General features: G+C 70.3%; 12 protein-coding genes. 6 read left to right on the forward strand and 6 right to left on the reverse strand.

The window, feature by feature from the left end; translation table 11 throughout:
* Nucleotides 1-66: 66 nt before the first annotated feature.
* Nucleotides 67-573 (reverse strand): carboxymuconolactone decarboxylase family protein, encoded by a 507-nt coding sequence (locus BSZ36_RS12615; protein WP_094549495.1) that lies wholly within the window; start codon nucleotides 571-573, stop codon nucleotides 67-69.
* Between the two features lie 103 nt (nucleotides 574-676).
* On the opposite strand from BSZ36_RS12615, the gene BSZ36_RS12620 reads away from it, so the two are divergent.
* Nucleotides 677-1,630 (forward strand): alpha/beta hydrolase, encoded by a 954-nt coding sequence (locus BSZ36_RS12620; RefSeq protein WP_179271178.1) that lies wholly within the window; start codon nucleotides 677-679, stop codon nucleotides 1,628-1,630.
* A 55-nt stretch (nucleotides 1,631-1,685) separates the two neighbouring features.
* Nucleotides 1,686-2,189: a DinB family protein gene (locus tag BSZ36_RS12625; protein WP_094549499.1), complete on the forward strand. Its 504-nt coding sequence runs from the start codon at nucleotides 1,686-1,688 to the stop codon at nucleotides 2,187-2,189.
* Nucleotides 2,190-2,210: 21 nt separating this feature from the next.
* Here BSZ36_RS12625 and BSZ36_RS12630 read toward each other — a convergent pair whose 3' ends face one another.
* Nucleotides 2,211-4,019 (reverse strand): DEDD exonuclease domain-containing protein, encoded by a 1,809-nt coding sequence (locus BSZ36_RS12630; protein WP_179271179.1) that lies wholly within the window; start codon nucleotides 4,017-4,019, stop codon nucleotides 2,211-2,213.
* Nucleotides 4,020-4,074: 55 nt separating this feature from the next.
* Between BSZ36_RS12630 and BSZ36_RS12635 the strand changes: the two genes are divergently transcribed.
* On the forward strand, nucleotides 4,075-4,992 hold the full coding sequence (locus BSZ36_RS12635) for a hypothetical protein (protein ID WP_094549502.1): 918 nt from the start codon (nucleotides 4,075-4,077) through the stop codon (nucleotides 4,990-4,992).
* Between the two features lie 50 nt (nucleotides 4,993-5,042).
* Here the strand turns inward: BSZ36_RS12635 and BSZ36_RS12640 are convergent, their stop codons facing one another.
* The 4 genes from BSZ36_RS12640 to BSZ36_RS12655 all read right to left on the reverse strand — a co-directional run bounded on the left by BSZ36_RS12640 (nucleotide 5,043) and on the right by BSZ36_RS12655 (nucleotide 9,553).
* The gene (locus BSZ36_RS12640; protein ID WP_094549504.1) at nucleotides 5,043-6,419 is read right to left on the reverse strand and encodes an alkaline phosphatase; all 1,377 of its coding nucleotides are present in this window, start codon (nucleotides 6,417-6,419) and stop codon (nucleotides 5,043-5,045) included.
* Nucleotides 6,420-6,472: 53 nt separating this feature from the next.
* On the reverse strand, nucleotides 6,473-6,970 hold the full coding sequence (locus BSZ36_RS12645; protein WP_094549506.1) for a YDG/SRA domain-containing protein: 498 nt from the start codon (nucleotides 6,968-6,970) through the stop codon (nucleotides 6,473-6,475).
* 39 nt (nucleotides 6,971-7,009) lie between these two features.
* A complete protein-coding gene (locus tag BSZ36_RS12650) occupies nucleotides 7,010-7,825 on the reverse strand; it encodes an EcsC family protein (RefSeq protein WP_094549508.1) in 816 nt (271 codons plus the stop codon).
* Nucleotides 7,826-7,960: 135 nt separating this feature from the next.
* Nucleotides 7,961-9,553, reverse strand: coding sequence for a sigma-54-dependent transcriptional regulator (locus BSZ36_RS12655; RefSeq protein WP_094549510.1), 1,593 nt, complete (start codon nucleotides 9,551-9,553; stop codon nucleotides 7,961-7,963).
* A 406-nt stretch (nucleotides 9,554-9,959) separates the two neighbouring features.
* Here BSZ36_RS12655 and BSZ36_RS12660 point away from each other — a divergent pair, with 406 nt between their 5' ends.
* The 3 genes from BSZ36_RS12660 (at nucleotide 9,960) to BSZ36_RS12670 (ending at nucleotide 13,841) form a co-directional block, all read left to right on the forward strand.
* On the forward strand, nucleotides 9,960-10,634 hold the full coding sequence (locus tag BSZ36_RS12660; RefSeq protein WP_143536890.1) for a TetR/AcrR family transcriptional regulator: 675 nt from the start codon (nucleotides 9,960-9,962) through the stop codon (nucleotides 10,632-10,634).
* 1 nt (nucleotide 10,635) lies between these two features.
* Entirely contained in the window at nucleotides 10,636-12,312 is a 1,677-nt protein-coding gene (locus BSZ36_RS12665; RefSeq protein WP_094549514.1) for a TolC family protein, read from the forward strand.
* A 164-nt stretch (nucleotides 12,313-12,476) separates the two neighbouring features.
* On the forward strand, nucleotides 12,477-13,841 hold the full coding sequence (locus BSZ36_RS12670; protein WP_179271180.1) for an efflux RND transporter periplasmic adaptor subunit: 1,365 nt from the start codon (nucleotides 12,477-12,479) through the stop codon (nucleotides 13,839-13,841).
* The last annotated feature ends 24 nt before the right edge of the window (nucleotides 13,842-13,865 follow it).

The raw sequence follows: 13,865 nt of genomic DNA on the forward strand, positions 1-13,865 counted from the left end.
TTCCGCGTTTGTCCTACACAACAATGCACAACCGCCGCGGCCTCTGGCGCCAGAGGCCGTCCCCAGCTACACCTCTACCTCCACGCGCGAGCACGCCGTGGCGAAGCCCAGCGCACGCTTAATCGTCGGGTACGCCTGTGCGGTTGCGACGGCGAGGGCGAGCTCGACCACACCGCGGTCGCCAAAACGCTCCCGGAGCCTCTGGCGCGGTTCGGTGGGGTCCTCGCCCCCGGCGGTCATCCGCGCGAAAGAGACCGCGTCGGCCTCTGGCACCGAAAGCGGCTCGCCGGCCAGGACCGCTCGGATCGCCTCGGGCGCGACGCCAGAGGCGCGCGCGGCGTTCACCTCCACTTGCACGCATGTGCCGCAGTCGGCCGCTTGCGTGGCCGCGATGCGAGCGGCGTGGTAGACCTCGGGCGGGAGCACTTTCCGGTGCGCCGTCGCGGGTTGCAAGAGCCCGAACTTGAGCAGGGCGGCGGGGTCGTGATCCGCCACGTAGCGGAGGTAGTCGACCGGGACGCCGAGGCTGGCTTCGGTGCGGCTGAGCGCGCGGCGGAGGAACGGGCGGAGCATGGTGCCAGAAGCAGTTCGTGGCAGCGTACGGCCCTGCGCGCATTGTGTGACGCCCGAACCCGCACCGCCTCTGGCGGGTGGAACGCCAAACCACTCCACACGCATGCGCCTCCTCGCGTTCCTCCTGCTCTTGCCCCTGGCGGGCTGCACCGCCGTCACGGGCATCGCCCTCGACTTCGTCTACGATCACCAGGACCTCCCGCCCGCAAACGTCCAAAACGACATCTCGTACGTCGAGGACTCGCTCGACCCCAAACACCGGCTCAACCTGTTTATGCCGCTCGCGGACTCGGTCCGCCAGAGGCCGTGGCCGACGGTCGTCTTCGTGCATGGCGGCGGTTGGACCACCGGCGACAAAGACCTCACGTTCGGCGGGGAAGACATCTACGGCAACATCGGGCGCTTTTTCGCCGCGCGCGGGATGGGCGCCGCAACGGTCAGCTATCGCCTGCAGCCAGGCGCGACGTGGCAGGAGCAGGTCTCGGACGTGGCGCGCGCCGTCGCCGAGGTCCGCCGCCGCGTGACCGCCTCTGGCGGCGATCCCAACGGCCTGGTCCTGATGGGCCACTCGGCGGGAGCCCACCTCATCGACCGCGTCGCACTGGACCGCTCGGCGCAAGAGGCCGCGGGCATCCCGCAAGGAGCCATCTGCGGCGCGATCTCGGTCAGCGGCGCCGCCCTCGACCTGCGCGACCGCGAGTCGTTCGAGATCGCGGACAACTACCCGTACTACCAGACGCGCTTCGCGCCGGCCGGGACGGCCAAGATGGAGACTGCGCCTCTGGCGCCGGAGCCGTGGCAGACCGAGGCGTCCGTCGTCCCGCTCCTCACGCCCGCTTCGCCGCCGTTCTTGGTGATCTACGCCGAGGGCGACTACCCGGCGCTGATCCGGCAGAACGAGCTGCTGATCGACGCGCTCGACGCCTCTGGCGTGCCGCACGAGGTCGCGATCGAGCCCGGCAACTCCCACGAGCGCATCATCGCGACGCTGAGCAAGGAGGGCAAGGCCGCGGGCCCAGCGATGCTCGGCTTCGTGCGCGGCCTGAGCTGCGAGTAGCCCTCTGCCTCTGGCGCCAGAGGCGCTATCCTCGCGCCTCCGCTTCTCCCCGCCGATGACCGCCCGACCGCGCCCCGAGGAATACGCCCCGTTCTACGCCGGCTACATCGACGCCGTCCCGGACGTGGATCTGTTCGAGACGCTGGAGACGCAACCCGTCGAGCTCGACCAGCTCCTCGCCGAGGCCGATCCGGACTACGCCTACGAACCGGGCAAGTGGGCCGTCCTCCAGGTCATCCAGCACATGGCGGATACCGAGCGCGTGTTCGCCTTCCGCGCGCTCTGGTGGGCGCGGGGCGAGACATCGCCTCTGGCGGGATTCGACCAAGACGACTGGATGCCGCACGCGCCCGAGCAATCGCTCGGCGAGGCGTTCACCGAGTTCTTGGCTATCCGCGCGTCGACGCTCGCGCTATTTCAGCCGTTGGCGCCAGAGGCCTGGGGCCGCGGCGGCGAGGCCAGCGGTCACCACATGACCGTTCGTGCGGCGGCGTGGGTCCTGGCCGGTCACGTGGAGCACCACACGCGCATCCTGCGCGAGCGGTACGGGTTGGGCTAGCGCCAGAGGCCTCTGGCGGCGCTAGAGCTCTTCCTCCTCTACCGGCTCCTCTTCCGCATCCGGCAGCGCCGAGCCGGCCGCTTTCAGCACCGCGTCCAGGAAATCGTCCGAGGACATGGACTCGTGCCAGCGGACCTGGCGCGCGGGCGCGGGGAAGCGGCGCATCCATGCCGCGAGGATGCGCATCTCGTCCACATCGGCGCGGAGGTGCGCCTCTGGCGGCGACGCCAGCGGGTCGAAGTGCTCGTCGAGCGTCTCGCGAAGATCCTCGATCTCCCCGGCGCCGAGGTTCGACGCGATGTCGACGCGGGCGGCGAGGCGGCCGTGGCGCATGAGGAAGAGTTGGGCGCCGCCGTTCTCGAAGCCGGCGTAGCCGGGCGCCAGAGGCTCCACGAGGACCACGTTGTGGTCGTGGACAGGCGAGGCGATCTGCTTCTGGCGGCCCAGGGTTGTGGTGAGGCGTTCGCGCTGGTCGCGGTACCACGCGGCGGACTCGAACTCGCGGTTGGCGGCGGCCTCGTGCATGGCCGCTTCGAGCGCGTCCAGCGCGTCGGTGTCCCGGCCGGTCAGGAAGGCGCGGACGCGCTCCACCTCATCGGCGTAGGCATCGGCGACGCCGCCAAGGCACGGGGCGCCGCACCGGCCCATCTCGTGGTAGAGGCACGGACGGCCGAGGTTGAACACGTTCTCGTCGCACTCGCGCAGCTTGAACAGCCGGCCGATCAACTCCACCAACTCGTCGGCCTGGCCGCGGCGCGCCAGAGGCCCGTAGTACTCGGCGCCGTCGTGCGCGATGCGCGGCACCCAGGAGATGGTGGGGTAGGTGGAGCTCACGTCCAGCCGCAAAAACGGGTAGTCCCGGTAGCGGCGCAGCGCGCGGTTGTAGACGGGCAACAGGCTTTTGATGCGGCGGCTCTCGTCCAGCAGCGCAGCCAGCTCGGTCCCGGTCTCGTCCCACGTCACCTCGCGCACGTCGCGCACGAGCTTTTTCGTCTTCGGTGGGTGGTTCTCCACGCCCACGAAGTAGCTCCGGACGCGGTTCTTGAGGTTTTTCGCCTTGCCGACGTAGATGACTCGGCCGCGCCCATCACGCATGGAGTACACGCCGGGACGCTCCGGCAGGTCCGGCAGCATCTCCTCGCGGATCTTCTTGAGGTGCGAGGGCTCGCGCCGCGTGTCTTTGTACCGGCGGTGCTGGAAGGTCAGCAGGTCCTCCACCGTCTCGACGCCGAACTCGATTTGCATCCGCGAGAGGAGGATCCACAGCAGCTCGGCCGTTGCCCCGGCGTCGCCGAGGGCGCGGTGGCGCCCCTTGACCTCGATGCCGAAGTGCTCCGTCAGGCGCGAGAGGCCCTTAGAGGGCAGCGCGGAGAGCAGCCGCCGCGCGAGCCGGAGCGTGTCGACGGCCGGGTTCTGGATGGGCGGTAGGCCCGCCTCGTCGAGGGCGAGGTCCAGAAAGCGGAGGTCGAACGGGAGGTTGTGGGCCACCATGATGGAGTCGCCCAGGAACTCCCGGAAGCGCGGCATCACCTCCCGGACCGTGGGCTGGCCGTAGACCATGCCGGTGGAGATGCCGGTCAGACGCGTAATACGCCGCGGTACGTGCCGCTCGGGGTCGATGAGCTGCTGGAACTCCTCGACCACCTCGCCGCCCACCATCCGCACGGCGCCCACCTCGATCAGACGGTCGTCTCCCGCCCGAGAGCCCGTGGTCTCGGTATCGACAATGCAGAACGTGGCTTCGGAGATGAGCAGGCCTCTGGCGGGATGCGGGACTGACGGGACGCTAGCCCGGAAGGTACCGGGTGTGTGTGACGACGTGTGTGTCACGCCACCGGAACGGCTGTACCCTAGCCTCTCTTCTCTTCGGCTCGGCTTAGCCTCCATGAACTTCTCGACCCTCGTGCCCGCAGGTTTCGTCGCACTCAGCGCGGTGATGGCGTGGCTCTTCATCTACGCAACGCGCCGCGTGGGGTACCGCTTGCGCGAGAGGCCGGCTGTCCGCGACCGCTGGGTCCTCATCGCGACGGGCATCGTGGGCATCCTGCTCTCCACGACGGCGGCGCTCGCGCTCTCGGGCGCGCTGAGCGACCTGAACGCCCGGCCGCCTCTGGCGGCGGTGCTGATCGGCGGGACCACGGTCGGGACGGTCGCGCTCGCGTTCTCTCGCTTCGGGGAGCGGCTGGTCCTCGCGTGGTCGATGTGGGCCCTTGTCGGCGTTCAGTGCTTCCGGATCGTAGTCGAGGTGCTCTTAGCGGGGGCGTACGGGCTGGACATGGTGCCCGCGGAGGTGACGTGGGCCGGCGCCAACTTCGACGTGCTGACAGGCCTCTCAGCGCTCGGCCTCGGAATCTGGGGCCGGAAGTCCACCCTCCCGCGATCGGTGGTCTGGGTGTGGAACGTCGCGGGCCTCGCGCTCCTGGCGATCGTCGTGGTCACGGCAGCCCGCTCGGCGTTCGGGCTGATCGAGACCGAGCCGCGCATGACGTTCCCCGCTACGTGGCCGGGCATCTGGCTGCCAACGTGGTTGGTCCAACTCGCGCTGTTCGGCCACCTCCTTGTCTTCCGCCGACTGCTCCGCGCTCCGAAGTCCCGCACGCCAGAGGCCGCGTCTGAGGCGGCCGCGCCGCGGGAGCACTCGCCGCGCAAGACCGCCTGGAACATGCCGCGCGTGGCGCCCCCGCCAGAGGAGTTGCCCACGGCCCGAGCCTCTGGCGCCACGGAGCCGCCGGCGTACCCGGCAGCGCCCCGGCGCGACCCGAAGCGGGACGCGCCGCAGCCGCGCTCGCTCCGCAAGGAGTAGCGCCAGAGGCCTCTGGCGCAGGCAGCATCAGGCGCGCTCGCCCGCTGTCGCTACGGCGTGAGGCCGAGCGCAGCAAAGAGGCGGCGGCCCACCTCGTCGTTGGTCAGGCGGCCGCGGAAGCGCTCCATGCCGGGGCCCCACGCGTACAGGCCGACGTCGACGGCGGTGTGGCCGCCGGTGGTCCAGCCGATGCCAGCGGGCTCGGAGGCGAGGTCACGTACGAGCGTGCTGAGCGCAGCGCGGTCGCCAGAGGAAGCAGCGCCGCGGATCGCCTCGGCTACGCCGTCCTCCAGGCTGTCGAAGCCAAGTCCGTCCCGGACGGCGGCAACCGGATCGGCGCCTCCCGCGATCTGCTCAGCGATGCGCTCCATGCTCGCGTTGGCGTCGAGCAGCGGCTGCGGGTCCCAGGCGTAGATGCCATCGCGCCCGAGCGACATGCCGCCGGTCTCGTGGTCCGCCGTGGCGACGATGAGCGTGTTGCCGTTTTCCGAGGCCCAGTCCAACGCTGCCGCGAGGGCCTCGTCGTAGGCCAGGATGTCGTGCAGGTGCCCGACGGGGTCGTTTCCGTGCCCGGCGTGGTCGATGCGGCTGGCCTCAACCATGAGGAAGAAGCCTCTGGCGCCGGCCGCCTCGCCCAGGAGGTCCATCGCGCGGGTCGTCATCTCGGCGAGCGAGGGCTGATCGGTCTCGTCGCGGTCCACTTCGTAGGCGAGGTGCGACGGCGCCATGATGGCGACAGCAGGCGTGCTGGAGAGGGCGTCGAAGCCCGCGCCGTCGGTGGCGACCGTCGCGCCAGAGGCGCGCAACTCCGCGAGGAGGTCGCGGCCGTCCTCGCGGCCGGTGAAGAAGCCCAGGCCTCCGCCGAACATCACGTCGACGCCAGAGGTGATCATCTGGCTCGCGATCTCGGCCTCTTGCGAGCGCTGCTCCACGTGCGCGGCAAAGGAGGCGGGTGTGGCGTGCGTGATCCGGCTGGTGGCGACGAGACCGGTCGAGAGGCCCTTCGCCTCGGCGGCTTCGAGGAGCGTCCGGCACGGCGCCTTGTCCGGGCCGACGCCGATGGCGCCGTTGTAGGTCTTGATCCCGCACGAGTAAGCCGTCGCGCCCGCGGCGGAATCCGTGACGCGGCCCTCACTGGGCGAGGTCTCAGACGCGCCGATCAGCCCGGTCCCGAGCGTCCAGTCGCGGCCAAGCGCTTCGGCGGCGGAGGCGCCCATCGTGGCCGAAGTCGGCCCAAAGCCATCGGCGATGAACAGGACGACGTTCTGCGGTGCGTCCGCGGGCCTCGCAGCCGGGGCGGCGCGGAACGTGTCGCCAGAGGCGGTGGCGGCTGGCGTGCCGGGCATCGAGGCCTCTGGCGAGGACACAGGGCCGGAGCAAGCGGTACAGGCGAGGACGGCGGCGAGCGCCAGAGGCAGGCGAGGCATAGGTGTGGTGGGGTGTCGGCCCCGAACGTACCGACGCGCTCGGCCGTGTGGCGTCACGAGCGTGTGAGGTCTGGCGCCACTGATTCGCGCTGGCTCGATTCCGCCTCCAAGCGGAAGCGCCACACCCGATACCCGTCTTCTCCGGCCTCCTGCCAATAGTCCGTGACGCGCCAGAGGCCATCGTAGCGGTAGCCCGCCTCTGGCGGATCGCGCACGTCCGGGCTGGTGCCGCGGACCACCCGGACGGGGAGCGCAAGCCGCGCACTGGTGGCGAGCGCGAGGTTGGTCCGGGTGAGGATCTGGTCCCGCACCTGCCGGCCCGTCCGAGGGTCCCGCCCTCCGGCTCCGGTGTAGAGGATCACGTCGCCGCGGTCCTCGTCGTCCACGTAGCCTCCACTGAGCACGATGGACTCTGCGCCTTCCGCTGCCCGGCCGACGATGCCCGCACGGCGCGCGCGGTGCACGCCAGAGGCCGCGAGGTCGTCGCGGTCTGCGAACAGGCTCCCAGGTGGAAAACCGGGGACGTGTCCGAAGATGGGGTCGCGCGGCATCCCGGAGGCTACGGGCGGGCCGGCCTCTGGCGCCAGAGGCTACAGGCGCTCCTTCCGCTCCAGGTAGAGCGCGCGGCTGAGCATCATGGCCGCCTGCGCCGTCTGGTCCGTGAACCAGTAGTTCACGCCCGCGCCGACGGCCGCGCCCGCGATCGGGATCATCTGGCCAAGCTTGGCCGCGCCGAGGTTTTTGGCGATCTCGCGCGGCACGTGGCCCATCTGCTCACGGAGCGTGCCCTGCGCCTTGCGGCCCTTGTAGCCGCTGCCGTGCGCGAAGGCCGCCGCCGCCACCGAGAGCTCGCGGAGCGCGTCGCTCTTGGCCTCTCGCGAGCCGCTGGCGGCAACGTTGAAGATGGAGACCACGAGCGGGCTGTACTCCGGCCCGTGAAGCGGGAAGCCGTACGAGGCCGCCACCTGCTGGATGAGGCGGAAGTTGACCGTGAACAGAACGGGGATGTCGGCCGCCAGGAGCAGCGCGCCGCCCAACCCCGCGCCACCGCCGGAGAGCATCGAGAGGATCGTGTTCTGCGACGTAAACCGCTTGGCGACGGCGTCGAGCTCGTCCAGCGGTACGTCACGGAGGTCCTCGACGGAGTCCACGTCGATCTCCAGGTCGCGCGCGGCGCTCAGCACGTCGTCCGGCGCCATCGTCCACGCCGAGGCGTCGTTGAGGGAGGAGAGCGCCTGCGTGAGCGCGTCCGTCAGGCTGTCCACGACGGAGTCCGGGACGAACTTGTCGAAGGCCCAGTCCACGGGCTTCATGGCGAAGCCGAGGGCTTGGCCGAAAAGGCTTTCGCCGCGCTCCCAGCGCTCGATTTCGCGCTGGGCTTTCCGTTCGTAGTCCGAGAGTCGCATGCTGGCCTGGGCCGGGTGAGGGGTGCAGACTACCGCCTCTGGCGCACCGGTGTTGCGCGAGGCATCGGAGAGTTCCGATTCCCGGCCTCTGGCGCCAGAGGCGCACGACGCACGCGGCGGAGCGCACGCCCGCGCTTATCCCTCGATCTCATACTTCTTCAGCAGGCGGTACATCGTCGCGCGGCCGATCCCGAGCTCCTGGGCGGCGCGCTCGGCGCTCCCGTCGCAGACGGTGTAGGCGTGCTCCACGGCGCGGCGCTTGAGGTCCTCCAGCGGCACGATCGGCTCGTCGGCCTCTGGCGCCTCGGCGACGGCGGTCGCGGCTGGCGAGGAGGGCATCGGCAGGCCGAGATCGGCCGGCGAGGGCACGGCGACCAGGGTGGGCTCCGGCTCGCCGGTTGCGAACGCGGCCGGGACCGTCATCGTCGGAACGGAGGAGCCGTCACCAGAGGACGTGGGAGGCGGCGTCTCGCGCGGCGGCGCGGCGCCAGAGGCCGTCTTGTGCACACGCTCGGCCCACGGCGCGATGGCGTGCGGGCCATCGATGAGCAGGTCCTCGGGCGTGATCTCGTCTTGATCGGAGATCATCATCGCGCGCTCCACCACGCTTTTGAGCTCGCGGACGTTGCCGGGCCACGGGTAGCTCATGAGTGCGCGGGCGGCGTCGGCGCCGAGGCGCTTCTTTTTAAAGCGCGGGTACTGCTTGGCGTAGCCACGCAGGAAGTCGTGCGCGAGGACGAGCACGTCCTGGTCGCGCTCGCGCAGCGGCGGGAGTTGGACCGGGAACTGGAAGAGGCGGTAGTAGAGGTCCTCGCGGAACTCGCCAGAGGCCACCATCTTGAGCACGTCCTTGTTCGTAGCCGAGATGACGCGGCACTCGAACTTGATGGTCTCGCTCCCGCCGACGCGCGTGATCTCGCGGTTCTGGAGCGCGCGGAGCAGCTTCGCCTGGAGCTTGAGGTCCAGTTCCCCCACCTCGTCCAGGAACAGCGTGCCACCGTTGGCCTGCTCGAACTTGCCGATGTGGCGCGCGTGCGCGCCGGTAAAGGACCCCTTCTCGTGGCCGAAGAACTCGCTCTCCATCAGCTCCTTCGGGATGGCCGCGCTGTTGACGACCACGAACGGCCCGGGCCCCTCCTTCGCGCCGCCTTGCGGGGGCGTGTTGAAGTGGATGGCGCGCGCAACGAGCTCTTTGCCCGTCCCGCTCTCTCCCTGGATGGCGACGGTCAGGTTGCCGCGAAGCGTTTTCTCGATGAGCTGGTAGACGCGTTCCATCGCCGGGCTGTCGCCCACGATCTCGTCCATGCCGTACTTCTTCGCGACCTCGCCGCGCAGCCGCTCCACCTCGCGGGAAAGCTTGACGCGCTGCTTGAGGTTCTTGACCACGATGTCCAGCTTGACGAGGTCGTCCTGCCCTTTCGTGATGTAATCCGTCGCGCCGCCCTTCATGGCCTCCACGGCCACGTCGGCTGTGCCCTGTGCTGAGATCATCACCACGGGCAGATCCGGCTTGAAGAGCTGCAACCGCCGCAGCGTCTCCATCCCGCCGATTCCGGGCATCATGATGTCGAGCAGGACGAGATCGGGCGGGTTGGCGTCCAGCGCGTCCAGCGCCTCCTCGCCAGAGGCGAAGGTGTGGACCTCGTGCTCGGTGTCTTTGTCGAGCCGGTAGGAAAGCAGGCGGGCGTAGTGGCGGTCGTCGTCGACGACGTAGAGCCGGACAGTCATCAGAGGTGCGAGAGATGTGGAGCTGCCCCCGGTATCGGCACTCCGCTTCGTGCCTGTAGCCCCGGGCGGCGGGAATCGTTCGAGGCCTCTGGCGGGTCCGGTAGCGTCACGCCAGAGGCAGGTGAATCTCAGAGTGAGACAGCGACTGTGGGCACCGGCGATTCCATCTCAGACAACGGACGCACACCTTGTTCGACGAGGCGCGTCCAGCCCGCGCGCAGTCTTCAAAGAGCACGCCAGAGGCGTCTATAAGGCCTCTGGCGCACAGAGCAGGTGCGCAATATGGGTGCCACGATGCCGTCACCGTCTCTTAACAAGTTGCGCGGAAACCAGGTGCTTAGGCTTCCGTAGTGACGGCCTAGTTCCCAAAGTGACCCGAGAGTCACCTTCTGACCCGACCCCCATCGTGGACGCCACTGCTACCCTCTCCCGCCGAGACCGCGAGCGCCTGGAGCGCCGCCGTGCGATGCTGGACGCCGCCCTCGGCGTCTTCGCGGACCACGGCTACGACGGCGCCACGCTCGACGAGGTCGCCGAGCGCGCCGAGTTCGGCAAGGGGACGCTCTACAACTACTTCCCCGGCGGTAAAGCCGAGCTGTTCCTCGCTCTGTTCGAGGAGCGCGTGTTCGGCAGCCTGCTCGCGGTCATCGAGGGTGCCTTCGACGAGTCAGAACGCCTCGCGACGCCAGAGGCGGTCCGTGAGGCGTTCCGCGGCTTTGTCGGCGCGCTGTTCGCGCACTTCGCGGATCACCGCCACGTGCTGAACCTGTTCATGCGCGAGGCGCACCGCGCCGCGTTCGACGCCGAGACCAACGCGCTGTTCGCGCGCCACCAGGCGGCGCTGATCCAGGCGGTCGCCCGCCCGCTCCAGCAGGCGATGGACCTCGGCTCCCTTGTCCCGCTTCCGGCCACGGCCGTGGCGCACCTGCTTATGGGCAACGTCAAAGGCTACCTCCTGGCCTACCTCGGCGCCGAGTGCGACCCGACCGGGGCGCTCCAGCCGCCTCCCCACGCCACGCCCGACGCGGCGGCGGCCTTTATCACGACTGTGCTGTTCGACGGGCCCCTCGCCCGCGCCTGACATGCGAACCTCTTTCCGCGCGCCTCTGGCGCTCCTCTTCCTCCTCGCCGCCCCGCCCGCGGCCTTCGCGCAGACGCCGGACCCAGACGTGCCCCGCATGCCGATGCCCGACCGCCCGGCGCCAGAGGCCTCTGGCGAGGTTGTGCCCGCGAACGCGGTGCGGCTGTCGCTGGACGAGGCCATCGAGATCGCGCTGGAGCGCAACTACCAGCTCCGGAACGTGCAGTACGACGTGACCAACGCCGAGCTCCAGGTGAGCGAGGCGTACGGCCAGCTGTTCCCCCGCGCCGACCTCACGAGCTCGTACACGCGCAACGTCGTCCAGGCCAACCCGTTCGCGGGCTCCTCGGCGGGCAACATCTTTAGCGGGCTCGGCGCCATCGACTGGATCGCGTTCAACGAGAACGCCCGGACGGACGACGACCCGGCGACGATGCCGATCTCGTTCCAAGAGTACCAGCGCCGGATCGGCGAGGGGCAGGCCGCCATCGGGTTCGTACCCGGGCAGGCCGGCAGCAACCCGTTCGGGACGGACAACGCGTTCCAGAACTCGATCTCCATCTCGCAACCGCTCTACAGCGGGACGGCGTTCGCGGCGGTCCGCGGCGCGAAAAGCCTCGTGGACATCAACCGCGCGGCGGTCGCACAGGCCGAGGACGAGGTGATCCACCAGACCCGGCAGGCCTATTACGGCGCGCTTCTGGCGCAGGAGCAGGTGCAGGTGGTCCGCGCGAGCCGCCAGCGCGCCGAGGACACCTACGCCGACTTCTCCCAGCTCGTGGCCGCTGGCGTGAGCCCCAAGCTGGACCGGCTCAACGCCGAGGTCGACCTCGCCAACGCCGAGACGCAGCTCGTAAGCGCCGAAGCCGGCGCCGCAACGGCCCGCGACCAACTCCTCTTCGTGCTCGGCCTGCCCGTCGGCGCGCCGGTGGTGCTGGAAAGCTCGCTCGCCACGCCAGAGGCCGACCTGTTCCGGACCGTCGCAACCGTGGAAGCCCTGGAGGCAGCGGTCGATACGCGCCCGGACCTGGAGCAGGCCCGCCTCGCGATCAAGCTCAACGAGGTGCAGCGCGACATCACCGCGGCGGCGAAGTACCCCACGCTCAGCGCCTTCGCCAACCTCGCCTACACTGCCAATGTGCCCGACAACCGCACGTCGGTCTTCGCACCGGACCCCAGCGACCCGTTCACGTTTGAGGAATCCACCGAGGGCTTCTTCTCCGACGCCTACTGGCAGCCCGCCGCAAGCATCGGCCTGACGCTGAACTGGAACCTCTTCGACGGCTTCCAGACCCGCCGCCGCGTGCAGCAAAACACCATCGCGGTGCAGCAGGCGGAGGTGCAGTTGGAGCAGGCCACCCAGGCCGCGCGCCTGGAAGTCGCCAACGCGATCCGCGAGCTCCGCAGCGCCCGCCAGAGGCTGGAGGCGCAGAGCCAGACGGTGCAGACCGCCGAAACGGCTTACGCCTTTGCCGAGGAGCGCCTGGACGTGGGCACAGCCTCGCTCGTGGACGTGCGCCTCGCGAGCCAGAACCTCGACACCGCGCGCCTGAACTACCTCCAGGCCGTCTACGACGCGCTCATCGCCCGCTCGGACTACGAGCGCGCGACCGCCGTCATCGCCCCCGGCCCGGTCCGGCCCGCCGCCGCCACGCCGACAACGGCCTCGATCCGATGACGCGCCCATCCCGCGCCTCTGGCGCCAATCCACCGGCGTATTCCGCGCCCCTACGCGACGCCTCTCGCGCCAGAGGCCCGCTTCTCCCCTCGTACGGGCGACCCGGCGGGTCGCCTCTGCCGACTTCTTCCGGGACGCCTTCGCCCCGCTTCACCCGCTCCGCCATGTCTCGCCTCGCCCCCGCGCTCCGCTTCAGCGCGCTCCCCCTCCTCGCGCTCGCCCTCGCGGCCTGCAACGCCCCCGGCGACGCGCCAGAGGCCTCTGGCGCCGCCGATTCCACCGACACGGGCGTGCCCGTCGAGGTGGTCCTCGCCGACCCCGACTTTTTCGAGGACGCCATCGAGCTGACGGGCAACGTGGACGCGCCCAACGACGCGCTCCTCTCGCCCGACGTGCCGGGAAGCCTCACGTTCGTGGCCCCGCTCGGCTCGTACATCGGCCGCGGCGGAACCGTCGCGCAAGTGAAGGCCAACACGCAGGCCGCTGGCGTGGCGCAGTCGCGCGCCGGCGTGGCGACGGCCCAGGCCGGGATCGCGCAGGCGCAGGCAGGCATCGCCGGGGCCGAGGCGGGCGTGCGCGCCGCGCAGGCCCAGCGGCAGGCCGCCCAGGCACAGCTGGACCTCGCGCAGGACCAGTACACGCGCCAGCTTCCGCTCTACCGCGATTCCATCCTCTCGGCTCTGGAGTTCCGCGGCGTCGAGACCCAGCTCGCCCAGGCACGTGCCCAGGCCGCCCAGGCCGATGCTGGGATCGCGCAGGCGCAGGGCCAGCTGCGGGCCTCTCGCGAGCAGCTCAACGCTGCGCGCTCCCAGGTCAACGCCGCGCAGGCGGGCGTGCAGAGCGCGCAGGCGCAGCTGTCCAACACGCGCATCGTAGCACCCTTTGGCGGCGTCGTCGAAGCGCGGCTGCAGGAGCCGGGTGAGCTCGCGAGCCCCGGCGCGCCCGTCGTGCGGCTCGTCGCCTCTGGCGGCCTGACCGTCAAGGCCGGCATCCCCGAGCGCTACGCCGGTGACATCGAGGTCGGCACGCAGGTCCGCGTGATCCCGAGCGCCTATGGCGCCGAGCCGCGCGGCGGCCGCGTAACGTTCGTGGGCACGGCCATCGACCCGCAAAGTCGCACGTTCCCCGTCGAGATCGCCGTCGAGAACGGCGACCGCACGCTCAAGCCCGACATGGTGGTCCGCCTCCAGGTCGCGCGCGAAGTCCTTCAGGACGCCATCGTCGTCCCGCAAGAGGCCGTCATCCGCGACGAGCGCGGGACCAGCGTCTTCGTCGCCGTGACCGACGCCAACGGGCGGTCCGTCGCCGAGCGCCGCCCCGTCGAGCTCGGCCCCAACGCCGGCGACCGCATCGTGCTCCTCTCCGGCGTCTCCTCCGGCGACCGCATCATCGTTTCCGGCCAGACCAGCCTCAACGACGGCGACCTCGTCAAGCCGACCGAGCGCCAGGCGCCCGCGGCCTCTGGCGCCGCCAGCGAAACGGCCCAGCGCCAGAGGCCCAACGGCGCCGCGACCGAACCCACCATCTGATTCGTGATCCGTGATGCGTGAGGG

The organism is Rubricoccus marinus, from assembly GCF_002257665.1.
In the GTDB taxonomy this organism is placed as follows: Bacteria; Bacteroidota; Rhodothermia; order Rhodothermales; family Rubricoccaceae; genus Rubricoccus; species Rubricoccus marinus.

Excerpts from the sequence above, each read along its gene's own strand:
- BSZ36_RS12615 (WP_094549495.1), bottom strand. The coding sequence starts at position 573 with ATGCTCCGCCCGTTCCTCCGCCGCGCGCTCAGCCGCACCGAAGCCAGC.
- BSZ36_RS12620 (WP_179271178.1), top strand. The coding sequence starts at position 677 with ATGCGCCTCCTCGCGTTCCTCCTGCTCTTGCCCCTGGCGGGCTGCACC.
- BSZ36_RS12625 (WP_094549499.1), top strand. The coding sequence starts at position 1,686 with ATGACCGCCCGACCGCGCCCCGAGGAATACGCCCCGTTCTACGCCGGC.
- BSZ36_RS12635 (WP_094549502.1), top strand. The coding sequence starts at position 4,075 with ATGAACTTCTCGACCCTCGTGCCCGCAGGTTTCGTCGCACTCAGCGCG.
- BSZ36_RS12640 (WP_094549504.1), bottom strand. The coding sequence starts at position 6,419 with ATGCCTCGCCTGCCTCTGGCGCTCGCCGCCGTCCTCGCCTGTACCGCT.
- BSZ36_RS12645 (WP_094549506.1), bottom strand. The coding sequence starts at position 6,970 with ATGCCGCGCGACCCCATCTTCGGACACGTCCCCGGTTTTCCACCTGGG.
- BSZ36_RS12650 (WP_094549508.1), bottom strand. The coding sequence starts at position 7,825 with ATGCGACTCTCGGACTACGAACGGAAAGCCCAGCGCGAAATCGAGCGC.
- BSZ36_RS12655 (WP_094549510.1), bottom strand. The coding sequence starts at position 9,553 with ATGACTGTCCGGCTCTACGTCGTCGACGACGACCGCCACTACGCCCGC.
- BSZ36_RS12665 (WP_094549514.1), top strand. The coding sequence starts at position 10,636 with ATGCGAACCTCTTTCCGCGCGCCTCTGGCGCTCCTCTTCCTCCTCGCC.
- BSZ36_RS12670 (WP_179271180.1), top strand. The coding sequence starts at position 12,477 with ATGTCTCGCCTCGCCCCCGCGCTCCGCTTCAGCGCGCTCCCCCTCCTC.